This window comes from Microbacterium sp. NC79 (genome assembly GCF_019061125.1).
In the GTDB taxonomy this organism is placed as follows: domain Bacteria; phylum Actinomycetota; class Actinomycetes; order Actinomycetales; family Microbacteriaceae; genus Microbacterium.
Genome location: NZ_JAHQYI010000001.1, coordinates 274,795 through 296,754, shown reverse-complemented (window position 1 = coordinate 296,754; position 21,960 = coordinate 274,795). Strand labels below are relative to the sequence as shown.

General features: G+C 62.6%; 23 protein-coding genes and 1 pseudogene. 12 read left to right on the top strand and 12 right to left on the bottom strand.

Annotation, left to right across the window (positions count from 1 at the left end):
- Nucleotides 1–72 precede the first annotated feature (72 nt).
- The 3 genes from KTJ77_RS01320 (at nt 73) to KTJ77_RS01310 (ending at nt 2,236) form a co-directional block, all read left to right on the top strand.
- Nucleotides 73–390 carry a DUF2249 domain-containing protein gene (locus tag KTJ77_RS01320; RefSeq protein WP_217336722.1) on the top strand — a complete coding sequence of 106 codons (318 nt, stop codon included), beginning with the start codon at nt 73–75 and terminating at the stop codon, nt 388–390.
- A 127-nt stretch (nt 391–517) separates the two neighbouring features.
- Entirely contained in the window at nt 518–925 is a 408-nt protein-coding gene (locus KTJ77_RS01315; RefSeq protein WP_217336721.1) for a transferase, read from the top strand.
- Between the two features lie 471 nt (nt 926–1,396).
- Complete coding sequence (locus tag KTJ77_RS01310) at nt 1,397–2,236, top strand: LysR family substrate-binding domain-containing protein (protein WP_217336720.1); 840 nt, start codon at nt 1,397–1,399, stop codon at nt 2,234–2,236.
- Between the two features lie 74 nt (nt 2,237–2,310).
- On the opposite strand, the gene KTJ77_RS01305 is transcribed toward KTJ77_RS01310, so the two are convergent.
- Nucleotides 2,311–2,808, bottom strand: a complete 498-nt coding sequence (locus tag KTJ77_RS01305; RefSeq protein WP_217336719.1) for a glutaminase — start codon at nt 2,806–2,808, stop codon at nt 2,311–2,313.
- 86 nt (nt 2,809–2,894) lie between these two features.
- On the opposite strand from KTJ77_RS01305, the gene purU reads away from it, so the two are divergent.
- Complete coding sequence (purU, locus tag KTJ77_RS01300; protein WP_217336718.1) at nt 2,895–3,749, top strand: formyltetrahydrofolate deformylase; 855 nt, start codon at nt 2,895–2,897, stop codon at nt 3,747–3,749.
- A gap of 172 nt (nt 3,750–3,921) precedes the next feature.
- Here the strand turns inward: purU and gdhA are convergent, their stop codons facing one another.
- Both gdhA and KTJ77_RS01290 read right to left on the bottom strand, forming a co-directional pair.
- A complete protein-coding gene (gdhA, locus tag KTJ77_RS01295; protein ID WP_217336717.1) occupies nt 3,922–5,268 on the bottom strand; it encodes an NADP-specific glutamate dehydrogenase in 1,347 nt (448 codons plus the stop codon).
- Between the two features lie 255 nt (nt 5,269–5,523).
- Nucleotides 5,524–6,456 (bottom strand): helix-turn-helix domain-containing protein, encoded by a 933-nt coding sequence (locus KTJ77_RS01290; RefSeq protein ID WP_217336716.1) that lies wholly within the window; start codon nt 6,454–6,456, stop codon nt 5,524–5,526.
- 300 nt (nt 6,457–6,756) lie between these two features.
- On the opposite strand from KTJ77_RS01290, the gene KTJ77_RS01285 reads away from it, so the two are divergent.
- The gene (locus tag KTJ77_RS01285) at nt 6,757–7,152 is read left to right on the top strand and encodes a DUF3054 domain-containing protein (protein ID WP_217336715.1); all 396 of its coding nucleotides are present in this window, start codon (nt 6,757–6,759) and stop codon (nt 7,150–7,152) included.
- 82 nt (nt 7,153–7,234) lie between these two features.
- Here KTJ77_RS01285 and KTJ77_RS01280 read toward each other — a convergent pair whose 3' ends face one another.
- Nucleotides 7,235–10,690: a bifunctional proline dehydrogenase/L-glutamate gamma-semialdehyde dehydrogenase gene (locus KTJ77_RS01280; RefSeq protein WP_217336714.1), complete on the bottom strand. Its 3,456-nt coding sequence runs from the start codon at nt 10,688–10,690 to the stop codon at nt 7,235–7,237.
- Nucleotides 10,691–10,814: 124 nt separating this feature from the next.
- On the opposite strand from KTJ77_RS01280, the gene KTJ77_RS01275 reads away from it, so the two are divergent.
- Together KTJ77_RS01275 and KTJ77_RS01270 are read left to right on the top strand one after the other, a co-directional pair.
- Nucleotides 10,815–11,723: a LysR family transcriptional regulator gene (locus KTJ77_RS01275; RefSeq protein WP_217336713.1), complete on the top strand. Its 909-nt coding sequence runs from the start codon at nt 10,815–10,817 to the stop codon at nt 11,721–11,723.
- Between the two features lie 63 nt (nt 11,724–11,786).
- The gene (locus KTJ77_RS01270; RefSeq protein WP_217336712.1) at nt 11,787–12,935 is read left to right on the top strand and encodes a sugar MFS transporter; all 1,149 of its coding nucleotides are present in this window, start codon (nt 11,787–11,789) and stop codon (nt 12,933–12,935) included.
- Here the strand turns inward: KTJ77_RS01270 and KTJ77_RS01265 are convergent.
- Nucleotides 12,932–13,435: a nuclear transport factor 2 family protein gene (locus KTJ77_RS01265; protein WP_217336711.1), complete on the bottom strand. Its 504-nt coding sequence runs from the start codon at nt 13,433–13,435 to the stop codon at nt 12,932–12,934. The genes KTJ77_RS01270 and KTJ77_RS01265 overlap by 4 nt on opposite strands.
- A 381-nt stretch (nt 13,436–13,816) precedes the next feature.
- On the opposite strand from KTJ77_RS01265, the gene KTJ77_RS01260 reads away from it, so the two are divergent.
- Nucleotides 13,817–15,121 carry a malic enzyme-like NAD(P)-binding protein gene (locus tag KTJ77_RS01260; protein WP_217336710.1) on the top strand — a complete coding sequence of 435 codons (1,305 nt, stop codon included), beginning with the start codon at nt 13,817–13,819 and terminating at the stop codon, nt 15,119–15,121.
- Between the two features lie 118 nt (nt 15,122–15,239).
- Here KTJ77_RS01260 and KTJ77_RS01255 read toward each other — a convergent pair whose 3' ends face one another.
- The 3 genes and pseudogenes from KTJ77_RS01255 to KTJ77_RS01245 form a co-directional block, all read right to left on the bottom strand.
- Nucleotides 15,240–15,374 carry a methionine/alanine import family NSS transporter small subunit gene (locus KTJ77_RS01255; RefSeq protein ID WP_217336709.1) on the bottom strand — a complete coding sequence of 45 codons (135 nt, stop codon included), beginning with the start codon at nt 15,372–15,374 and terminating at the stop codon, nt 15,240–15,242.
- Nucleotides 15,371–16,993, bottom strand: a complete 1,623-nt coding sequence (locus KTJ77_RS01250) for a sodium-dependent transporter (protein WP_254367331.1) — start codon at nt 16,991–16,993, stop codon at nt 15,371–15,373. The genes KTJ77_RS01255 and KTJ77_RS01250 overlap by 4 nt, the downstream gene beginning before the upstream one ends.
- Before the next feature lie 173 nt (nt 16,994–17,166).
- Nucleotides 17,167–18,261, bottom strand: a pseudogene (locus KTJ77_RS01245) (tripartite tricarboxylate transporter permease); the annotation flags it as partial.
- Between the two features lie 129 nt (nt 18,262–18,390).
- Between KTJ77_RS01245 and KTJ77_RS01240 the strand changes: the two are divergent.
- Nucleotides 18,391–18,876, top strand: coding sequence for a GNAT family N-acetyltransferase (locus tag KTJ77_RS01240; RefSeq protein ID WP_217336707.1), 486 nt, complete (start codon nt 18,391–18,393; stop codon nt 18,874–18,876).
- Nucleotides 18,877–18,881: 5 nt separating this feature from the next.
- Here KTJ77_RS01240 and KTJ77_RS01235 read toward each other — a convergent pair whose 3' ends face one another.
- Nucleotides 18,882–19,145: a MerR family transcriptional regulator gene (locus KTJ77_RS01235; protein WP_217336706.1), complete on the bottom strand. Its 264-nt coding sequence runs from the start codon at nt 19,143–19,145 to the stop codon at nt 18,882–18,884.
- Between the two features lie 114 nt (nt 19,146–19,259).
- Between KTJ77_RS01235 and KTJ77_RS01230 the strand changes: the two genes are divergently transcribed.
- A complete protein-coding gene (locus KTJ77_RS01230) occupies nt 19,260–19,682 on the top strand; it encodes an Hsp20/alpha crystallin family protein (RefSeq protein ID WP_217336705.1) in 423 nt (140 codons plus the stop codon).
- Nucleotides 19,683–19,742: 60 nt separating this feature from the next.
- Nucleotides 19,743–19,997, top strand: coding sequence for a hypothetical protein (locus tag KTJ77_RS01225; protein WP_217336704.1), 255 nt, complete (start codon nt 19,743–19,745; stop codon nt 19,995–19,997).
- A 167-nt stretch (nt 19,998–20,164) separates the two neighbouring features.
- Here KTJ77_RS01225 and KTJ77_RS01220 read toward each other — a convergent pair whose 3' ends face one another.
- The gene (locus tag KTJ77_RS01220) at nt 20,165–20,722 is read right to left on the bottom strand and encodes a DUF6434 domain-containing protein (RefSeq protein WP_367948791.1); all 558 of its coding nucleotides are present in this window, start codon (nt 20,720–20,722) and stop codon (nt 20,165–20,167) included.
- 88 nt (nt 20,723–20,810) lie between these two features.
- Here KTJ77_RS01220 and KTJ77_RS01215 point away from each other — a divergent pair, with 88 nt between their 5' ends.
- Nucleotides 20,811–21,047 carry a PLDc N-terminal domain-containing protein gene (locus KTJ77_RS01215; protein ID WP_217336702.1) on the top strand — a complete coding sequence of 79 codons (237 nt, stop codon included), beginning with the start codon at nt 20,811–20,813 and terminating at the stop codon, nt 21,045–21,047.
- A gap of 366 nt (nt 21,048–21,413) precedes the next feature.
- On the opposite strand, the gene KTJ77_RS01210 is transcribed toward KTJ77_RS01215, so the two are convergent.
- Nucleotides 21,414–21,614 (bottom strand): hypothetical protein, encoded by a 201-nt coding sequence (locus KTJ77_RS01210; protein WP_217336701.1) that lies wholly within the window; start codon nt 21,612–21,614, stop codon nt 21,414–21,416.
- 5 nt (nt 21,615–21,619) lie between these two features.
- Complete coding sequence (locus KTJ77_RS01205) at nt 21,620–21,925, bottom strand: transposase (protein WP_217336700.1); 306 nt, start codon at nt 21,923–21,925, stop codon at nt 21,620–21,622.
- Nucleotides 21,926–21,960 lie beyond the last annotated feature (35 nt).

Below are 21,960 nucleotides of genomic sequence, written 5' to 3'. Positions count from 1 at the left end.
AAAATAGGTGCGCGTCTCTCTAGTCGGTGACGCTACCGATCAGAGACGCCAACAACAGCGGGAGGAATCACGATGGCGAATATTGAGATCCACGGCAGTCGCGAGGCGGCACTCGGAACCGCGCCAAGCGGTGGGTGCGCGTGCGGCGGTCACGACGAAGAACTGCCCGAGCTTGATGTGCAGACGATCCCGCATGCCATTCGGCACGCCGCGATTTTCGGTGCACTGGAATCGCTGCGGCCCGGGTTCGCCATGGTGATTTCGGCGACGCACGACCCGGTTCCGCTGCTCACCCAATTGAAAGAGCGTCACGCCGACAAATTCAACGCCACGTACCTCAATGAGGGTCCGGAACGCTGGCGCATTCTGATTCGCAACATCGAATCCTGAGGCCGATCAGCCCTTTGTGACGAGCGGCAATCATCGCTCGCCACAGCAGCCTGAAAGGTTGCTGAAGACGGAATGAATTCACCCGCATGCGGGTTACATCTCGTGAACCCTTCTCTTGGAGGAAAACGTGGGAAAAAACTACATCGATATCGAGGATGACAAGGGTCAGACCCTTCGATACCGCAAGCACGCCAACGGACGCGGACTCATCGCGCACGGCGCGAAGGTAGACGCCGACGCCATCGTTGAGGCGGGCGCTTATATCGAGCCGCACGCACACGTCGCCGCCGGTGCGCACATCGCACGCGGAGCCTGGATTGAACGAGACGCACAGGTCGGCCCCGGCGCCGTCATTGATGCGCACGCGCATATCGGACACGGCGCCGTCATCGGGCAGGGTGCTCGCATCGGCGTTCGCACGACGGTCGGTGAGGGCGCGAGCATTGCTCGTGGAGCCCGCATCGGTGACGACGAAATAGTCCACCCCGGCATGCGTATCGCCACCGACCGCAAGGGCCTCTGGCTCGCCGCCTAAACCACCACATACTCAACCCCGAGCACCCCGCGAGGTGCTCGGGGTTTTATGTCTCAAGGCATGGTTCCGCCCCCTCGGCGCGCAGCGCACGGCGCAACGCGCGCGGCTCAATAGAACGCGACGGCCCTCCCACGACACCGTTCTGCACGCACCCTCCCTGTTGTTCCCGAACCTTTCCGTTGTTCCCGAGCCTTTCTGTTGTTCCCTAACCCTTCCGGTTGCGCACGCATCTTTCCTGTTGTGCACGACCAAATTGACCAACCACGACGACACGCCGCCGTTCGCGCCGTTGCGAACCGCTCGATCGTGCAGAACAGAGAAAATGCTCGCGCGGGAGGCTGTTTGATCGTGCAGAACAGAGAATTTGCTCGTGCGGGAACGCTATTCGTGCGGGCCGGGAATGCGTCGCGGGCGCGGGTATGTGTAAGGTCGCCGTCGCGCGATGAAACCTGGGCGGGATACGCTGGGGGAATGAGTTCTGCGCGACGTGGGCCGGCGGGAAAGTCCGGAAAGCGGCCATCGTCGCACCCGAGAGGGGCGTCAGGCAAGGGCCGCGCGTCGAAGGGATCCGCACCGAAGGGCAACGCCGGAAAGAACGCCGCGAAGAGCGGAACCAAGAGCGGCGGAACCAAGAACGGCGCGGGCAAGAGCGGTGCGGGTAAGAACGCCCGCAATTCGCCGATCGTGTTTGATGTGGCCCCACCTGCTCCCCGCACGGAGCCGTTCCGCCTCGGCGTGGTTGCCGGCGCAACCCCGGGAAAATGGATCTCCATCTGGCGTGACCGCTACCCCGAGATTGACCTCGAGCTCGTCGACATCGACGCCACCGACCCGCGCGCAGCGTTGCTTGCGGGCGACATTGACATGGCGATCGCGCGCGAGCCCTTCTCCCATGACGACCTCCACGTGATCACCCTGTACGAAGAGGTTGTCGGCGCTGTGGTCAGCATTGACAGCGCGCTCGAGTCCGTACCCGAAATCACCGTCGACGATCTCGCCGGTGAAGTCATCATTGTTCCGCTCGACGACGCGGTGCATTTGGGACCCATCGCCGGCACGATCGAGCCGCGTTTTGACGCGCCAGCGACAACCGAAGACGCCATCGCAACGGTGGCGACCGGAGTCGGCATTGTGATTGTTCCGATGTCCATCGCACGCGCACACCGCCGTAAAGACGTCACCTTCCGGCCCATCACGGGGGCAAAACCCACCACGGTGGGGCTGGCGTGGGATCGTGCAAACGACTCGGACGATGTGCAGAACTTTGTCGGAATTGTGCGCGGCCGCACCGCACAGTCATCGCGCGACTAGCCGCAGCACTCCACAACGCGTTACGCACACCGCACGCCTAACACCGCACGCCGCACACCGTCAGTCGTGGGACATTACACAATCCCGCGCGCGAGCTCGATCCGTTCGCGAACATAACCGTCCAGCGGCGCATACCCACCCGCCGCTGACCAACGAATCATCAACTTTCCATCCTGCACGGCCAACGGTCCCGAGGTTCCGCCACCTGCCAGCGCCGAGAAGTCAATCGGCGTCCAGTTGTAGTGCACGGCACGCCCCTCCGGCACGCCGCCGCGGTAGGCCGCGAAGCGCAACTCATCCCGCTCACGCGCCGACAGCGCGGTGTATCCCTTGCGCGATGGTTCCGACGACCGCGCCACATCGCCCGTCGCCAGGACAGCGTCGGCCGTCACAAGCAGAGCGCCGAGGTGCCACGCTTCGCCGACCGCCACAATGCGCGCGGCACGCGGAATTCCGAGCATGCGTTTCGCTGCCCGATACTCACCGAGCAGCTCGGTCGGAAGATCGTGCAACTGTGAGCGGACCTCAGCGAAGAACGAAACGGGGTCGACGGAACCAAGAGCTGCAGTCACCACTCCAGGCTACGCGGTCACACACCGGGCACGGATTCGTCGGAAGAGGGTGAGAGAGGGAAGAATTGAGCGGAGAATGGAGCACGATGACTGACTTGACCGATACCGCCCGCCTGCTGATCACTTGTGACGACCAGCCAGGGATCGTCGCCGCCGTTGCGGGGCTGATGGCGCGGGTGGGGGCGAATATCATCTCTCTCGACCAGCACTCCACCGACGCAGAGGGTGGCAAGTTCTTCCAGCGGACGGTATTCCACATTGACGGTTTCGCAGCCCGTCGCGCAGAAATCGAAGCGCTGATCGCCAAGCTCGCGGCCGATTTCGGCATGGAGTGGTCGCTGCACGACGCGACCCAACGCAAACGGGTCGCGATCTTCGTCTCCCAGTACGACCACTGCCTGCTTGACCTGCTGTGGCGTACGCAGCGTGGTGATCTCGACATCGACATCACCTGCGTCGTGTCCAACCACACCGCCCTTGAGCAGTCGGTGGCCAACTTCGGTGTGCCGTTCGTACACATCCCCTCCAGCGACAAGGCCGCGATGGAGGCCAAGCAGCTCGAGCTTCTCGTCGGCAAGGTCGACCTCGTCGTGCTCGCGCGCTACATGCAGATTCTGACGGACGACTTCATCACGAAAATCGGCGCCCCCGTCATCAACATTCACCACTCGTTCCTGCCTGCGTTCATCGGCGCCAACCCGTACGCGCGCGCGAAGGAACGCGGCGTGAAGCTGATTGGTGCCACCGCGCACTACGCGACCGCCGACCTTGATGAGGGACCCATCATCGAGCAAGACGTCACCCGCGTCACGCACGCAGAATCGGCCGTCGAGCTGCAGCGCCGCGGTCAAGACGTTGAGCGACTCGTTCTCGCGCGCGCCGTGCGCTGGCACGCAGAAGACCGCGTCATCGTGCACGGCCGCTCCACCGTCATCCTGTAGGCCAGGCCGGGTGACGGAACCGGATGATTCTGTCGCGCAGTTCAGAGTCGGAACCAGAAGTTCCGGCACACACCCGGGCCCTTTTTAGCCGCTATAGGCAGCGGTACGAAAAGTAAGTGGAAACAGTAATGCGGCACGAGAGTGTGCCTCTCGTGCCGCATTCGCCTGTGTCTTAGACGACACCCATCGCGGTCATCGCATCGGCGACCCGAAGGAAGCCGGCAATGTTCGCGCCAGTGGTGTAGCTCCCGGGTGCGCCGTACTCGTCGGCGGTCTCCAGGCAGCTGTCGTGAATGTCTTCCATGATGGCGGCAAGACGCTGGTCGGTGTATTCGAAGCTCCACGAGTCACGCGAAGCGTTTTGCTGCATTTCCAGCGCGCTGGTCGCAACGCCACCCGCGTTGACGGCCTTGCCTGGCGCAAAACGCAGGTTCGGGTCTTCAACAAAAACGCGCGTGGCTTCCGGGGTGCACGGCATGTTGGCGCCCTCGGCGACGATGATGCAGCCGTTCTTCACGAGCGTGATGGCGGCCTTCTCGTCAAGCTCATTTTGGGTTGCACACGGCAACGCGATGTCGCACGCGACATCCCAGATCGAACCCTTTTCGACGAACGTTGCTTCGCGTTCAGCGACGTATTCGGAGATGCGTCCGCGACGCACCTCCTTGATCTCCTTCACGAGAGCAACGTCGATGCCGTTCTCGTCGACGATATAGCCAGACGAGTCGCTCATTGCGACAACCTTGCCGCCCAGCTGGTGCACCTTCTCCACCGCGTAGATCGCGACGTTTCCGGATCCAGAGATGACGACGCGCTTGCCTTCGAAGGAGTCGTTCGAGGCCTTCAGCATTTCGCGAACAAAGTAGACGGCTCCGTAGCCGGTCGCCTCGGTGCGCACGAGCGATCCGCCCCAGCCGATGCCCTTGCCGGTCAGCACGCCCGATTCGTAGCGGTTGGTAATGCGCTTGTACTGGCCAAACATGTAGCCAATTTCGCGGCCACCCACACCGATGTCACCTGCAGGAACATCGGTGTACTCGCCGATGTGGCGGTACAGCTCCGTCATGAACGACTGGCAGAAACGCATAATCTCGTGGTCGCTACGGCCCTTCGGGTCGAAGTCGGAACCACCCTTGCCGCCGCCGATGGGCATGCCGGTGAGTGCGTTCTTAAAGATCTGCTCGAAGCCGAGGAATTTAATGATGCCGAGGTACACCGAGGGGTGGAATCGCAGTCCGCCCTTGTACGGGCCGAGGGCGGAGTTGAACTCAACGCGGAAACCGCGGTTCAACTGAACGCGGTTATTGTCGTCCGTCCACGGCACACGGAAAATGATTTGACGTTCCGGTTCGCACACCCGCTGCAAAATTGCGGCTTCGGTGTACTCCGGGCGCTTCTGAATAACAGGAGCGAGGCTTTCGAAGACTTCGCGGACGGCTTGGTGAAACTCTGCTTCGCCGGGGTTTCGCGCCACGACTTCGTCGTAGATCGAGACAATGCGATCGTGTACAGGCGTCATAGAAACTGCAATCCAACTCTGTGCAATCACTTGCGTGCTTGCGTATTTTGGGGAGGGGCTCCAGGAGTTCCGGAGCGGCCCGCGGCCTCAATGCAAGCAGAGGATCGCTCACTCGCAAACGGCTTCTGCGCGCACGCCGCCCGGGGTCGAAAGGCGCGAAACGCGTCATGCCAAGGCATCGCCGGTGAAGCCGCAGTTCTCTGAGCATACCTCCCGACTCTCGTTGTGCCACATTGAGAGTCAGCGATCACGCTTTTATGACGAAACCGGAACACGCCCCCCGGTGGCGATGCGGCGACGGTAGGCGGAGGGCGATTCGCCTGTCAGCTGTTTGAACGTCCGCAGGAGGCGGTCCTCGCTACCGAAGCCGGAAAGGTGCGCGATCCGGCGAATCGAAAACGTCGGCTCGTTAATCAGCAACTGCTCAGCGTGCGCCGCGCGACGGTCGCGAATAAGCGTGGCGATCGAGGGCCCTCGCCCTTCAAACAGCCCGTACAGATAACGGCGAGAGGCACCGAGCGCGGCCGCGATGCGATCAGCGTCAAGCTCGACGTCTGTGTAGTTTTCGTCGATGAGTTGCATGGCCCGTGCGCGGGTCTTTTCGGTGACGTCATCAACGAGCAGATCGGAATCGTGAGCCGCCAAAATTCCGACGACGAGTTCAACGATGCCGGCTTCCAGCACGAATGCTTCGTCGTCAGTGGCAACATTGAAGATCCTGTCAGCCATGCTCATCGCGGTGTCGCAAAGAACACCTGCTTCCCATCCCTGCCCGTTGAGCTGGCGGGTATCCACGCCGCGCGACTCCAGGAAGCGGAATGGCAGATGCGCCACCGTGAGCACTGTTCCCGGCTGAGTGCGCGAATCGATCGGCCGATCCATCCGAAACGTCGCCACTTGTCCCGGGCGATGAACGAGTGTCTGCCCATCAGATGTGGCGGTCAGTTCGCCTCGATGCAGAAAGCCGAAGGATAGGTTCGTTGCGAACTCATCCGATAGGTGATCGTTCTCACGGCGAAAACTGAATCCGCCACCGCTGTAGCGGTATAGCGTCATGCGACGACCGCGCCAGATCTGAATATCGTCGCTACCCCCAGCGGCGTTACCACCCCACAACATGACCTCTGCCATGGCATACAGATCATCGAATGCCGAGCGCCCTTCGGTACGAAGGTCCCCCATACTCATGCACACCTCTCCCATTGGTGCTGTGACGACGCCGTCGACGTCGCCCGAGGGTAACGAAACAGCGATACCACGCAGCTTCGGGACTGCACGATGTGTGTCGTTGAACCCCCCAAGGTTCAATCAAGACCGAGCCTACAGGCAGGCACCGACGTCAGAGCATCGTTTTGTAGAGAAACCGAACAGCGTCGCGATTTCGTCGGGGAATTTTGGATTTTTCCGTGAATGGAGCCTGTTGTGCATTCACGTGGACGGGAACCTTTATTCGCGCCGCGATAGTGCTGCACTTGAGACAATGGAGAGGTGACCACATCTTCTCGCCCCGCCGCTCGCACGATCGTTCTCTCGTTTATCGCCGACCTGGTCTTAGTGATCGCATTCGCGGCTTTGGGACGAGCATCGCACGAGACCGAGGCGTTCGGCCCTGGCCTGGTCATGACGGCGTGGCCCTTCGTCACCGCGCTTGTCATTGCGTGGGCAGCGTCGTTCGTGTTTCAGAAGCCCACCGCCCTGGCCCCCACCGGCCTCATCATTTGGCTGGTCACCGCGGCTGGCGGCCTCGGCATTCGTGTGCTCAGTGGCGACACCGCCGCGGTGCCGTTCATCATTGTCGCGACCATCACACTGGCACTTTTCCTTTTGGGCTGGCGCCTGATCGTGATGCTCATCGCCAAGCGTCGCGCTCGCGCGATGCCCTGACCCGAGCGCTCGAAACGAGAACCGGCCCCACGTACGCGTGAGGCCGGTTCTCTGCTTACGCCCTGACAGATGGGATTGCGCGCTACAGGATGGTGTCGGTGAGGTGATTGGCCGTGCCGAACCGGTGGGCCGTCACAGATACCGCCTGCTCCTGCACAAATGGCAGCATTTCGATTCGTCCGGACTCGGTGACCGCGCCCGCGTAGATGGCGACATCGGGAGAACCGTTGGTCGCCTCAGCCACCAGCCGCGTGGTTCCTCCGATCAATCGAATGCGCGTGCCCATGTGGTCGGGTGCCGCCGCTCCCATGCGGGTGGCAAAGGTGACATCGTCTTCAACGGTGGCCTCACCGAGGATGTGTCCGGCGGCCTGGGCAATGTGACGCGGCACAGCAATGGCACTCGAGACGGTCACGGTGGCACCCACGCGCTTCGCGGCGCTGAGCACGCGCACAAGCGAGACGAGCGGCTCGCCCTCGCTTAAGCGCACGTGCACGAGACGTGGACGGTAGCGGAACACGTTGCGCTCGGCGGTAAGACCGGAGCGGTCACGGGCCACCCCAAACTCGTGTTGCCACGCGTGAGCGTCGCTTGCACAGGCCCGGGCGAGCATCGCGTGCTCGGCAGGTGTGCCGCTAAACGCGTCTTGAAGCGGGGTGATCGGCTCGGCAGGAGCAATGCGTGCTTCGGCCGGAGTCCAGTGCCCGAGGCCGATCAGGTAGTTCGGGCCGCCCGCTTTGGTTCCGGCACCGACGGCCGACTTCTTCCATCCGCCGAACGGCTGGCGCTGCACAATCGCACCGGTTGTGCCGCGGTTGACGTACAGGTTGCCCGCCTCGATGTGGGTAAGCCACTGGTTGATTTCGGTCGTGTCGAGCGAATGCAGGCCCGAAGTGAGGCCATAGTCAATGTCATTGACGATCGCGATGGCCTCGTCGAGCGTCTTGGCTGTCATGATGCCAAGAATCGGCCCAAAATACTCGACACGGTGATATTCGCTGCCGCGCTGTACGCCTTCGCGTACGCCCGGGCTCCAGAGTTTGCCGCTGTCATCGAGCTGACGCGGTTCGATCAGCCACTGCTGTCCGGGTTCGATCGTGGTCAGTGCGGTCTTGAGCTTGCCGCGCGCGGGCTCAATGATCGGCCCCATTTGTGCCGTCGCATCGTCCGGATAACCGACGACGAGAGAACTGACGGCGTCAAGCAACTGGTTCCGGAACCGTTTTGAGGTGGCAACGGAACCAACGAGCACGACGAGAGAGGCCGCCGAGCACTTTTGGCCGGCGTGACCGAAGGCGGAGTACACGACATCCTTCACCGCGAGGTCAAGGTCGGCGCTCGGAGTGACGATCATGGCGTTCTTACCGCTCGTCTCGGCAAGCAGCGGGAGGTCCTTACGGAACGAGCGGAACAGTTCCGCCGTCTCGTAGCCGCCGGTCAGAATGACACGCTCCACCGCCGGGTGGGACATCAAGCGCTCGCCCAGCGCGTTATCTGCCAGTTGCACGAACGACAGCACGTCGCGCGGCACACCCGCTTCCCATAGCGCTTCAACCATGACGGCGCCGGAGCGGCGGGCCTGCCGCGACGGCTTAATGATGACGGGGGAGCCTGCCGCGAGCGCGGCGAGGGTAGAACCTGCGGGGATGGCGATGGGAAAGTTCCACGGCGGAACCACGACGGTTAGTTTCGCGGGAGTAAACACGGCGCCGTCGACGTCGTCGAGTTCTTTTGCGAGTTCGGCGTAGTAGTGCGCGAAGTCGATCGCTTCGGAGACTTCGGGGTCTGACTGGTCAAGTGTCTTGCCTGCCTCGGCGGCAGAGATCTCCATGAGTTCCGCACGCCGTGCCTGAAGTGCGTCGCCTGCGCGGTGCAGAATCGCGGCGCGTTCGGCTCCGCTCATCGCGCCCCACGCGGTTCCGGCAGCCGTGGTGCGGTCAATGACGGCGTCAAGCTCATCCTCGGTTGAGATGATCGACGCGTCGACCGTTGCGGTGCCGAGCGTGCTGGTGGAAACGTTGCTGAGGATCGCGCGACCCCAGCCGCGGTTGGCGTCAACGGCAGGGTCGGTGTCCGGGGTGTTTTCGAAGTGGTCGGTTGGTGCCGCTGCTGCCTGCTGCGTGCGGTCTTGTACGCGGTGCGGTGCGGGAACCGCGGTATCGAGGGCGGCGAGCGAGGCGAGGAAGCGGTTCTTCTCGCGTTCAAAGAGGTCGGCGCTCTCACTCAGCTCGAACACGGCTGACATGAAATTGTCGCTGCTAGCTCCTTCTTCGAGGCGGCGAATCAGGTAGGCGATGGCGACATCGAACTCCTGCGGGTGTACGACCGGGGTGTACAGGAGGAGCTCGCCGACGTCGCGTTTGACCGCCTCCGCTTGGCTCTGCGCCATGCCGAGAAGCATCTCGATGTCGATGCCGTTGCTGACGCCGCGCTGCTTGGCGAGCAACCAGGCAAACGCGATGTCGAACAGGTTGTGACCGGCGACACCGATCTTGATATTACGAATTCGTTCCGCGTCGAGCGCGTACTCGAGTACCCGCTTGTAGTTCGTGTCAGAGTCTTGCTTCGTGTGCCAGGTCGCGACTGGCCACCCGTGGAGGGAGGCATCAACGTGTTCCATCGGGAGGTTCGCGCCCTTCACGACGCGCACCTTGATGCCCGCGCCGCCGTTGGCGCGGCGCACGGCAGCCCACTCCTGCAGGCGAATCATCGCCGACAGTGCATCTGGCAGGTAGGCCTGCAGCACGATGCCTGCCTCCAGATTGGTGAACTCGGGCTTATCAAGCAGCTTCGTGAAGACCGCGATCGTGAGGTCGAGGTCTTTGTATTCCTCCATGTCGAGGTTGATGAACTTCGCTGGCGTCGCCGCTGCCGCACGCTGAAACAGCGGCGTCAGGCTTTGCACGACGTGTTCCACGTCTTCGTCAAATGCCCACGGGGAGTGCGGGCTCACGGTAGATGACACCTTGATCGACACGTAGTCGACGTCGGCGCGCTCGACAAGCGCGATGGTTCCGGCCAGTCGGCGTCCTGCCTCCTTGCTCCCGAGCACAGCCTCGCCGAGGAGGTTCATGTTGAGACGGATGCCTGGCTTCTTGATGTGCGCGATCGCGGCACCAAGCTTGGCGTCGGTCGCGTCCACGATGAGGTGGCCAACCATTTTTCGCAGCACCGTGCGGGCGATCGGAACCACGACGCTGGGGAGAATAGGTGCCGTCACGCCGCCGAGACGGACAGCGGCACGCAACGGCCATGGCAGGAACGACGGAACCTGGGGTGCGAGCCGACGGAGGTTGCGGGCGGCAACGTGCAGATCTTCTGGACGCACAACGCCATCAACGAAACCGACGGTGAAGTCGAGCCCATGCGGGTCTTTCAGCACACCGGCAAGACGCTGACCTGAAACGTCAGGCGGGATCGACGCCGCCGTCTGTAGCCAGCGCTGAACAAGCGCGATGGCATCGTCAGCGAGCGCGTTTCGTTCGTCGGTGGTGAGTCCGGCGGCTCCGGAGTGCCTCGGGTTAGCAACGGCAGTCATGTCATTCCTCAGAAGTGGCATTGGGTACGTGTTTCTGAGTATGAGCACCCCGACGCATAAGCAAAAGCGACGAAAACTAATCATTAATAGTTAGCCTTGATTAACCATCAATGAGGAGGCCACCGTGCTGGATGTACGTCGATTGCGATTGCTTCGCGAAGTGCAGGTGCGCGGAACCATCGCTGCGGCTGCCGAGGCGCTCAACTTCACGCCATCTGCGGTTTCGCAACAGCTCAGCCTGCTGGAGCAAGAGACGGGTGTCGAGCTATTGCGCCGCGTCGGACGGCGAGTGCAACTGACACCGCAGGCAGAAATTCTGGCGCGGCACACGGAGGAGCTGCTCGACACGTTGGAGCGGGCCGAGGCCGATCTCTCGTCTTCGCTGACCACCACCTCGGGAACGGTGCGCATGGCGGTGTTCCAGTCCGCCATGCTGGCGCTGTTGCCCGCCACTCTCACGCGGATGCGCGAAGCGCACCCAGACGTGCGCGTTGAAATGACCCAGCATGAGCCCGAGACGGCGCTCGCCGACACGTGGGCTCGCGACTTCGACCTCGTCGTTGCCGAGCAGTATCCGGTGCATGCGGCAGCGTGGCATCCCGGTCTTGACCGCCGCGAACTTCTGCGTGACGCGATTCGTCTCGCTGTACCGCCAGGCGCAAGCGCCTTCGGGCCGCTCCGGAACCTCGGCGACGCTGCCGAGGTTCCGTGGGTCATGGAACCTCGGGGAGCAGCGTCCAGACACTTTGCCGAGCAAGCCTGCCGGAGCGCGGGGTTTGAGCCCGACGTGCGGTACCAAACCGCCGACCTGCAGGCGCAGATTCGGCTGATTCGGTCGGGCAACGCGGTCGCGTTCATCCCGGATCTGCAGTGGGCGGGCGAGAGCCCGACGTGCGCGCTTATTGACCTACCGACCGAGCCGCGACGCACCATTTTTACGTCGGCGCGCGAATCGAGCGCCGGCCGTCCGGCGATTGCGGCACTGCGGGCAACGCTGGAGACCGTCGCCCGTGAGCACGTGCCTGCTGGGTAAAGCTTCGGTCAGGTTTGGGTTTTCATCTTGCCGCGCATGTGGTGGAGCGGCAAACTACGATCCATGACCCGAACTCCGCTCGCGGTCGGCGCAGCGTTCGCCGCCCAGGGCTTTGGCTATGCCGCCCTGGTGACCGCACTGCCCTCGCTTCGCGCACGCACCGGACTCGACGATGTCGGGCTGTCGATCGTGTTGCTGTGCATCGTCGTGAGCGCCGCGGTTGGGTCGATGCTTGCGGATGTGTTGGCGGTGCGCGGCGGGAGTAGGTTGGCGTTGCGTGTGGGGCTCATCGCCGAGGCGTGCACGCTGACCGGCGTTGCCGTGGGAGCGGGGCCCGCCATCATCATCCCCATCCTGATTCTGCACGGTGTGGGGCTAGGTCTCGTCGACGCGGCGTGCAATATGCAGGGCTCACTCGCCGAGCGCGCCCATGGCACTCCGCTCTTCGGGCGATTCTTCGCGTCATCAACGATGGGTGGCATTATTGCCACCGTCGTGACGTCGGCCGCACTGACCGCCGGACTGATGGGGCAGGTTCCGCTGGTCGTGGCCGCCGCCATCTATCTCGCCGCCGGTCTGATCGCGGTGCGCTGGTTTGATCCGGAACGCGCGGCGCGGGTGATCAACGACTCGTCGCGGAAGCGCTCGCCGTTGCCGCGGGGCGCGATTATTGCTGTCGGCATGATCGTGTTTGCATCGTTCGTGATTGACGCCTCGCTTGCCACGTGGGCGACGGTGTATGCCGAAGACGACCTGCAGGTCGCGGCTCACCTCGCCCCGCTCTGCCTCGGGCTCTACCTCGGCGCTGTGTTCGTGACGCGCCTCGTGCTTGACCCGCTGCTGCGCCGCTTCGGTCGCCGTCGGATCGCTGTTGCGCCCGCGACGATCGGCGCAATCGGGTGCGCGCTCATGGTGCTTTCACAACCCGTCACGCTTGCGCTTGTCGGTATTGCACTGACGGGAGTCGCGTCGGGCGCGCTCACACCCATCGCGTTCGGGCACGCCGGAGAAATTCTGCCTGAGCGCAGCGATGAGGTTATCGCACGGGTCAACCTGTTTAACTACGCTGCCGCGCTCGTCGGAGCGGTGATTCCCGGAATCGTCGCCGAAGTTGCCGCGCTCAGCTTGGCGTTTCTGCTCCCGGCAGTGGTTGCGATCGCGTGTCTGCCGCTGATGCGTATTTTGAACGACCGGGTGGTGGCGACCCGCTAGCGTTCGGTGTCGCGCGAGCGCGCCGCCTTACGCGGAGTGGCATCGTGAATCGTGCGTCGGTCGACGACGTCAATGGTGATTTCGCGCCGTTCAAAAAGCCAGCCTGCCGCGGTGCGACGGTAGTCATCGGCGTACCGCAGAATCCACACCAAATCGCGCAGGCTGTCGTCGCGGCGTGACCGTGAAATGTGATGCGCCTCACACCGCGTGACGCCGCGCGCAGTGTCGCCGTCATATGCGCTGAGGTGGTGGCCGGTGATCGCGTGGCTCGTGACGACAAACGCGTCGAGCTGGGCGAGTTCTGCTTCAATTTCGGCTCGCCCCACAAGTTCACGCGTCGGGGTGAGCCGTTCAGGAGCCGACGGAACCATGAGAACGCCATCATTGGTGAAGAGCGTCGAAACGGTGGCAGCTTCGCGAGCGTCAACGGCGTACGCGTACGCGTTGACAAGGGCGGCAATGTCGGTGCGATCTGAGGCGGGAATCTCCACAAGCGTCATGCCCACACGCTACCCGGCGATGTCTGTGCGCGCGTGCCTCGTCCCGGTGGCTGAGCACCCGGGTGTCGCGGCCACTGTCATCTGCGTTCATCGCGCACCCCGCGCAAGAACCCTGGTTTTTTCTATTCTGTGATCTCGGGGGTGATCTTCTTCGCACTTGCCGAACAAAAGGGCCACACTCTTGCCTGATTTCCCCCTAGGGTGATTCTCACGCGCTCAACAGCGCTGGCTCGGTGCCCGGTCGATCTGACCGCTCACCCGCCGATGGGGCTCACTCTTCTCGTCGGTGAACCTGACGCGATATCTGCCGTCAGGTTCAAATCCTTCACTGCCGCGCTGCGGCATTCTTGGCGATCTCGCCCCGCCCGCAAGGACTCCGACATGACGATCATTGACCCCACCCGCACCACGACACCCGCAGAGCAACTCACGATCGACGCGCTCGAATACCACGAGCACCCACGCCCCGGAAAGTTGGCGGTGACGCTCACCAAGCCCGCCGAGAACGCGCGTGATCTGACGCTCGCGTACAGCCCGGGCGTCGCAGCTCCGGTGCGCGCGATCGCCGCCGACCTCGACGACGCCTACCGCTACACGAACAAGGGCAACCTCGTCGCCGTGATCAGCAACGGCACAGCGATCCTCGGGCTTGGTGCGCTCGGCGGTCTCGCGAGCAAGCCGGTCATGGAGGGCAAAGCACTCCTGTTTCGTCACTTTGCGGGCGTCGACGCGATCGACATTGAGACCGAGGAGCGTGACATCGACAAGTTTGTTGACGCGATGGCCGCCATCTCACCGACGTTCGGCGGCATCAACCTGGAGGACATCGCCGCCCCTGACTGCTTCGAGATTGAGCGGCGCCTCATCGAGCGGTGCAACATTCCGGTGTTTCACGATGACCAGCACGGCACCGCGGTGATCGCTGTTGCCGGTCTGCTGAACGCGATCGATATTCAGGGCAAGGACATGGCCGACGTGCGCATTGTGTGCGCGGGCGCCGGTGCCGCCGGTATCGCGACTTTCCGGCTGCTGCGGTCGGTCGGCTTCCCGGCCGAGCACCTGACACTCATCGACAGTCAAGGGGTCGTGCACGCCGGCCGCACTGATCTCAACGAGTTCAAGCGCGAATTCGCCCGCACCACCGACCACCGCACGCTGAGTGATGCGATCGCGGGTGCCGATGTATTCCTCGGCGTGTCCGGGCCCGGTGTACTCAGCGAAGACATGCTCCGTTCAATGGCCGAACGCCCCATTGTTTTCGCAATGGCCAACCCCGACCCGGAGATCTTGCCGCATGTCGCGAAGGCGGTGCGGAGCGACGTGATTGTCGCGACGGGACGCAGCGACTTTCCGAATCAGGTCAACAACGTGCTTGGCTTTCCGTTTATCTTCCGTGGCGCACTCGACGTGCGTGCATCGGCCATCACGGAGGAGATGAAGGTCGCAGCCGTGCTTGCCTTGCGTGACCTCGCCCGTCAGCCCGTGCCCGCTGAGGTGGAAGCGGCGTATGAGGGCGAACACTTCGAGTTTGGTCCGGAGTACATTCTGCCCAAGCCCGTCGACCCGCGCCTGCTCGGCACCGTGTCTGCCGCTGTGGCCCGCGCCGCCGTGGAATGCGGAGTTGCTCAGCGCCCCTACCCCGCGCACTATCCCCTCATGTCCACCGAGGACATTCGCTTCGGCTAGTCCGTAACCTGCAGGGCGCTGAGCGCGCGCAGCGAGCGAGACGAAACGGCACACGTTTCGTCTCGCTTCGCTCGTTCAACGACCGGGCAGCGGGCTCACCCGGCGCCCGAACAGAGGACTAGAGCTCAACCGGCGGCAGTGGTTCCGTGTCTTCGACCTCGGGGTGGCGGGCGAGGTTGACGATGCCGGCGACGAGTCCGCCCCAGACCGTGACCATCGCGACCACCATCATGATGATTGCTTCGCTGCTCATCGCTGCGCTCCCTTCTGCACGCGTACCGCCCCGGTTTCCGGGTCGGGTTCGTACGCTTCAACGGTCAAGAACTCGTCGTAGCCCGGGTCATCCTTCGCGTGCGATTTCTCGCTCCACGGCACGAGCGACAGCAACACGCCACCGACAATGAGCAGGACGACCATGCCCCATCCGAATGTTCCGATCAGCCATCCCGGGTAGCCGCCATATGGTTCCGCCAGCTTCGTCTGGAACTCGCTGAACAGCAGGTAGCCGAGAATCAGCGGCGCGAGCACAGACACCAACAGGCGCCAGATCATGCCGATGCGGAAGCTCGAGCGGCGGTTGAGGTGTTCCTGCAGCGTCGGCAGTTTGAACAGCACCCACGACACCACGACCACTGTCACGAACGCGACGGCCATGATGCCGAACGAGTTCACGAATGCGTCCGTCGTATCGAGCACGACGAGCGCACTCGTTGTCGAGAACAGCGCCATCGAGATGACCGCAAGCGGAATCGACACGACAAGCGTCGTGCTGAGGCGCGTCCAGCCGAGCTTGTCTTGCAGCGCCGAAACGATGACTTCGAGAATCGAGATCATCGACGTGATGCCTGCGAAGACGAGGGCTCCGAAGAACAGCACGCCGATGATGGAACCACCGGTTGCTTGCGAGACGATCGTCGGGAAGGCAACGAAGGCGAGGCCGATGCCGCTCGTCGCGACGCCGGAGACATCGGTCTGCGCCGCCTGCGCCATGAACCCCAGTGCCGCGAAGACGCCGATGCCTGCGAGGATCTCAAACGACGAGTTGGCGAAGGCAACAACGAGACCGGAACCAGTGAGGTCAGTTTTGCGCTTCAGGTACGACGCGTAGGTGACCATGATTCCGAAGGCCACGGACAGCGAGAAGAAGATGTGACCGTAGGCGCTGGCCCAGACAGCCGTGTTAGCGAGCGCGTCCCAATTGGGTTCAAAGAAGGCGGTCAGGCCGTCGAGCGCACCCGGCAGAAAGAGCGACTGCACCACAAGAATCACAAACATCACGGTGAGAAGTGGCATGAGAATCATGTTGGCGGTGCCGATTCCGCGCTTGACGCCGAGCGCCATGATCACGATGACCACCACCCACACGACGGCGAGCGGAACCCCGACCTGCGGCACGAACGTCGTGGACAGCCCGTCGTCTGGACTACTCATCGTGAGGAATTCGGTGAAGAAGAAGTCGTTCTCATTACCGGCACCCCACGTGAGCTGTGCGGAGAACCAGGTGTACATCGCCGCCCACGCCACAATGACGGCGTAGTAGACGGCAATCACGACACAAATCAGCACCTGCCACCAGCCCAATGGTTCCGCTGCTCGGTGCATACGCCGGAACGCGAGCGGCGCTGATCCGCGGAAGCGGTGGCCGATCGCATAGTCCAGGAAGAGGAGCGGAATGCCTGCGGTGAGTAGTGCGCACAGGTACGGAATGAGGAACGCGCCACCGCCGCCCTCATAGGCGACGTAAGGGAATCGCCAGATATTTCCGAGTCCGACGGCAGAGCCGATTGCGGCCAGAATGAACACGTTGCGTGACCCGAAGGCTTCGCGACGGTTGGTCGGCTGCTGAGTTGATTGCATCTTTGCATTCGCCATGCCTGTGACCATACCCGAGGCGGTGCCGGGTATCGAGGATGCGCCCGTTGCCGGTCAAATCATGCAACCGCAATACGTGCGCTGGTCACCGTCCGAGACGCAGAATGGCGGCCTGGCACCATTGGTACCAGGCCGCCATTTTTGCGGATCATTCCGACGCTGATGCGTCGAAGCTACTCCCGATCTTTAGACTGCTCCGAGGCTCCCGCTTCCGCGCGAGCGCGCGTGCTTGCCGTGACGGTACGCACTGTCGAAGTCGGCAGTGCTGCAATGTCCTCCAGCACCTCTTGCTTCGTCGGACGCTTGCGTAGCAGCACGCCAAGCGTGAGCGCGATAGCAAGCGCTCCGTAGACCACCCAGGTAAACGGCGTCGAGATCAACGCGACCGGGTCGCCGGCTGAAATGTCCAGCGTTCGACGGAACTGAATTTCCGCCATCGGTCCAAGAATCGCGCCGACGATCATGGGCGATACCGGATAACCAAAACGACGCATGAGGTAGCCAACCCCGCCGAGGATGGCGAGCAGGATCACATCGAACGTGGATCCGCTTGACGCGTAAGCACCAAGAACGGCGAACGTGGCGATGCCCGCGAACAGGTACGGCTTCGGAATCTTCAGCAGCTTTACCCAGAGGCCCACGAGCGGCAGGTTGAGCAGCAACAGAAGGAGGTTCGCAACGACGAGGCTGGCAATCAGCGTCCACACCAGGTTCGCCTGGGTGCTCAACAGTTGCGGTCCGGTCTGAATTCCGTACTGTTGGAAAGCGACGAGCAGAACGGCCGCCGTTGCTGACGTTGGAATACCGAGCGTCAAAAGCGGAACCAGAGAGCCGGCTGCATTCGCGTTGTTCGCAGCCTCCGGCCCGGCGACGCCCTCGATGGCACCGTGACCGAACTCTTCCGGGTTCTTCGACAGTCGCTTCTCTGCCGAGTACGACAAGAAGGTCGGAATCTCAGACCCACCAGCGGGAATCACGCCAAACGGGAATCCAATCGCGGTTCTGCGCAGCCAGGGCTTCCAAGAACGTCGGAAGTCATCCTTAGACATCCACTTGCCGGAGAAGGGGAGCACCTTGAAAACTGTCGTGCTCTGGTGCGCGACAACATAGTAGAGCTCACCAATTGCAAACAGGGCCACGATCAGCACAACGACGTCGATGCCATCGAACAGGGGCAGAAGCCCGAACGTCAGGCGCGGCTGGCCGCTCTGAAAATCGATACCGATCAACGAGATCGCCATGCCCAAAGCCAGGGAGATCATGCCGCGCGCGGTGTCAAAGCCGATCGATGGCGCCATCGAGATGGGCCGTCTGGCCAGTGCGGACTGGTGCGGGTTTTGGGCGCGCTCTCAATCTAGCGAGTGGAACCAGCAAGACCCGTTTAGACTGTCGTCACCATGGTGCTCGATGAGGAACGCGTCGTCATTCGACCTATCTCGCCTGCTGACGCCGGTGAGGTACTCACCCTCCAGCGCGCGTCGTTCGTCTCTGAGGCGCAAATTTATCGCGACCCAAACACGCCCCCTCTCACCCAGACGCTCGACCAGCTCAAGGCCGAGTTGCGCGATACTCTCGGTTTCGTCGCGGTCATCGATAACCGCATCGTGGGCGCAATCCGGGCACGCGAGCTCGACGATGTACTACTGGTCGGTCGCATCGCTGTCGCGCCAGACCAGCAGGGCCGTGGGATCGGCCCGCGACTGCTCGCTACCTTGGAAGAAAGTACTTCATGCGCCCGCGCCGAACTCTTCACCGGGAGCTTAAGCAAATCGAACCTTGAGCTATACACATCGCTCGGGTATCGCGAGAGCGAACGGATCGAACAGGACGACGGAACCGCGCAGATATTCATGCGCAAGACACTCGCTCCACGGCCGCGGTAGTCGCACTACCGCGCTTTCAGCCGCGCAATCTCATCTTCGAGTTCGAGGATGATTTTGATGCCAGCCATGTTCACACCGCGATCGCGCAGCGCGCTGGCCCGCGCCAGCCGAGCGAGGTCTTCGTCACTGTACCTTCGGGTCCCCCCTCCGCTACGAGATGGCCGAAGCACTCCTTTTGCTTCGTAAAGACGCAGAGTCGCGATCGGCAACTCGGCGAGCGTGGCGGCGACCGCGATGCCATACAGAGGAACGTTAGAGCGCTGCATCATGTCACTTTCAAGCGGGTTGCATTCTGAATCGACTTGGTTTATAAAACCTATACCAGAACATGCAGATCTTCTGTAGCTGGTGATTGATAATCCGTTTCGAGAAAGGATACGACTGTGGCAATGACATTTGACCCCTTCTCCCAACTAGACCGGCTGACGGCGTCGGTGATCGATGCAGTTCGCTCGCCGAGGCACATGCCCGTCGACCTCTTCCGAGAAGGCGACCACTATGTGCTTAATGCGGATCTCCCCGGCGTCGACCCGGGTTCAATCGACGTCGACGTCGACGGATCACAGCTGTCAATCCGGGCCCAGCGCACGGCAGACTCGCGCGATGGTGTTCGCTGGCTTGCACGTGAACGGGGGGAAGGTTCGTACCTCCGACAGTTCACTCTGGGCGACGGAATCGACGTCGAGAACATCAGCGCATCGTACGAAGCAGGAGTTCTTTCCGTGCACATTCCGGTGAGTGAGAAAGCCAAGCCGCGAAAGATCGCGGTTAACGCTGCCCCCTCCCAGCAATCGATCTCCGCATAACCCTCGTGGGCTGGGGTGTTCGCACACCTCAGCCCACGTATTCACCCTTGGGGACACATCATGACACTCTTGGCGATTAACCCGACGGAGTCTGCCTGGGACCGTTGGGAAGTTCTGCAGCTTGACGAAAGGAGTTGGCGCATATGTGACGCGCGCCTCGACGCTACTGATGCGTCGCGTCTCATCGCCTACGCCGAAGAGATGACGACGGGCGAGATTGATGTCCTCTGGTTGAATCAGCCCGCTCCCGCCGAGACGGTATTCCCATCCCTCGATGCCGCGCACTCTTGTTGGGTGGGCTTCAGCAAAAGCTGATCGCGTCCCACGATCTCAACGCCGATCCCGTTGCCCGCCGGCGAGCAACGATTTCGTCCACTCCTCCGGCACTACCGACGTTCCACTGCCTTTAACCTTCGGGCTGGGCTGTGATGACCCCTGCCGCGCCTGTTATGAGAGGCTGGCTGGCCGGCCAACGCGGCGGGTCAGATCCGGCCGCGCTGGTCAATCGGTTGCGCGCGGTACTCACGCCACGCGGTGAGCAACTCGTTACGGGTGCCAGCGGGGTGAGCCTCATGCCAGTTGCGGGTGAAGCGGTTGTACTCAAACTGAGCGTCGATCGGCTTGTTCGTCTGATCCCGCGTTGCTCGATAGTGCTCGAGTGCGTCATGCATCGTTTGGGTGCCGTCGGTGTGCGCGAAAAACTCTCGCATCGCAGCGTCAAAGCCGAATGATGGCCCGACCTGCTCGACGAACCACGCGCGCACGACCTGGCTACAGCGTTGGCCCTGCGGAATCACGCTGTCGGCTGTGAGCGTGCCAGTGAGCTGGGCCGTTTTACCTGTGCGGGATGGCGCGGGCTCGGTGAACTGCTCACCATCGAGGTGCGCGACGAGCCGCGCGGTGAGCGTTTCTTTGCCGCCCGCGGCACTGACCCCGAGGTTCCGGGCGAAGCCCTGCAACTCCTCTTTCAGCCAATACCAGCGACGAAGCTCCGCCCCGCCCATGATCGCCGCGAGATCGGGGCGCTGTTCTGCACTCACATTCGCCACCATAGGCCGGGCCACCGACATTGACGCGGCGCTGTGAAATACTAGCCGCCCCCCGGGTTCACCTTGAGCGGAGCGATATATGACAGAAACGATTAATCCCCTGATTCCCGCGGGATACGACATCGCCTGGTCGGTCGCTGCGCTCGTCGGTGTCGTTCTGCTTGTCATCGCACTGGTCTCGATCGGCCGCGACTCGTCACTCACCGCGGGGCAACGATTGGTGTGGGTGTTGCTCGCGATTTTTCTGCCGGTCGTGGGTCCCGTCGCTTGGTTGGTCGCCGGCCGCCGAGCCACCGCGGCGCGAGCCCAGGACTGACGCTGTCGACACCGTCGGGTCGCACCAGACCGCCTGCGACCGTCACCCTTTCGCTGTGCACCGCCAGAATTTCATGTGCACGACGCCGCTCGGCGAGGCAATCGATTCGACGTTGAAGCGCTCCTCGAAGCCTTCAAGTCCGTCCCACAGCCGCTCACCGCGACCGAGAATGATCGGCACCACCGCAAGGTGCATTTCGTTGTTGAGAGCCGTCGACGCCAACAACTCCCCCGACGCCGCCCTGCATGAGTTGACTCAGTTATGCATGAGTCAGTCCAGTTATGCATGAGCCAAACGCTCAACCAGCGCGAAAACGCGGTGTGTCGAGGCCCAGACGGCACTTCACTCATGCAGAACTGAGAAGGCTCATGCATAACTGGGGAACACGGCAGTTGCGGTGGTTGCGCCGACGCTCGCGGCGACGGTGGCCACGGCAACGATGGCGGCGCGGCCGACGGCGGAGCGGTATCCGCGGGAGGTGAGGAAGCCCTGCACTGCCGGTCGGAGGACCCGGCAGATGAGCTCGACCCCGAAACGATCCCGGTACTCATTGATGAACCGGATCATCTCGGTCAGGGGCGGTCGAGCTCCTTCGCGAAAAACACGCTCGCAGCCTTGAGAATCTCGTTCGCTTTCCGCAACTCCGAGACCTCCTTCTGCAGCCGCTTGATCTCCGCCGCCGCATCGGTTGTCAGCCCGGGGTTCACGCCCGCGTCGACCTCGGCCCGGCGCTGCCACAGCCGCAGCGTCTCGGGGCTCATCCCCAGCAGCCCGGCAACATGGCGGACTGCGCTCATCATCGTCGGGTGCGACGGCCGCGTCTCCGCGAGCATCCGCAGCGCCCGCTCACGCATCTCCGGCGAGTACTTCCTGTTCATCGTCTTCCATCCTTGCTTGAAGAACGGAACGAAAC

What these genes read in the sequence shown, in the direction of transcription:
- KTJ77_RS01210 (WP_217336701.1), bottom strand. Translation starts at nt 21,614, where the DNA reads ATGATCCGGTTCATCAATGAGTACCGGGATCGTTTCGGGGTCGAGCTC.
- KTJ77_RS01240 (WP_217336707.1), top strand. Translation starts at nt 18,391, where the DNA reads ATGGTGCTCGATGAGGAACGCGTCGTCATTCGACCTATCTCGCCTGCT.
- KTJ77_RS01215 (WP_217336702.1), top strand. Translation starts at nt 20,811, where the DNA reads ATGACAGAAACGATTAATCCCCTGATTCCCGCGGGATACGACATCGCC.
- KTJ77_RS01205 (WP_217336700.1), bottom strand. Translation starts at nt 21,925, where the DNA reads ATGAACAGGAAGTACTCGCCGGAGATGCGTGAGCGGGCGCTGCGGATG.
- KTJ77_RS01290 (WP_217336716.1), bottom strand. Translation starts at nt 6,456, where the DNA reads ATGAGTATGGGGGACCTTCGTACCGAAGGGCGCTCGGCATTCGATGAT.
- KTJ77_RS01320 (WP_217336722.1), top strand. Translation starts at nt 73, where the DNA reads ATGGCGAATATTGAGATCCACGGCAGTCGCGAGGCGGCACTCGGAACC.
- KTJ77_RS01310 (WP_217336720.1), top strand. Translation starts at nt 1,397, where the DNA reads ATGAGTTCTGCGCGACGTGGGCCGGCGGGAAAGTCCGGAAAGCGGCCA.
- KTJ77_RS01250 (WP_254367331.1), bottom strand. Translation starts at nt 16,993, where the DNA reads ATGGCGAATGCAAAGATGCAATCAACTCAGCAGCCGACCAACCGTCGC.
- gdhA (WP_217336717.1), bottom strand. Translation starts at nt 5,268, where the DNA reads ATGACGCCTGTACACGATCGCATTGTCTCGATCTACGACGAAGTCGTG.
- KTJ77_RS01260 (WP_217336710.1), top strand. Translation starts at nt 13,817, where the DNA reads ATGACGATCATTGACCCCACCCGCACCACGACACCCGCAGAGCAACTC.
- KTJ77_RS01270 (WP_217336712.1), top strand. Translation starts at nt 11,787, where the DNA reads ATGACCCGAACTCCGCTCGCGGTCGGCGCAGCGTTCGCCGCCCAGGGC.
- KTJ77_RS01235 (WP_217336706.1), bottom strand. Translation starts at nt 19,145, where the DNA reads ATGATGCAGCGCTCTAACGTTCCTCTGTATGGCATCGCGGTCGCCGCC.
- KTJ77_RS01265 (WP_217336711.1), bottom strand. Translation starts at nt 13,435, where the DNA reads ATGACGCTTGTGGAGATTCCCGCCTCAGATCGCACCGACATTGCCGCC.
- KTJ77_RS01225 (WP_217336704.1), top strand. Translation starts at nt 19,743, where the DNA reads ATGACACTCTTGGCGATTAACCCGACGGAGTCTGCCTGGGACCGTTGG.
- purU (WP_217336718.1), top strand. Translation starts at nt 2,895, where the DNA reads ATGACTGACTTGACCGATACCGCCCGCCTGCTGATCACTTGTGACGAC.
- KTJ77_RS01280 (WP_217336714.1), bottom strand. Translation starts at nt 10,690, where the DNA reads ATGACTGCCGTTGCTAACCCGAGGCACTCCGGAGCCGCCGGACTCACC.
- KTJ77_RS01255 (WP_217336709.1), bottom strand. Translation starts at nt 15,374, where the DNA reads ATGAGCAGCGAAGCAATCATCATGATGGTGGTCGCGATGGTCACGGTC.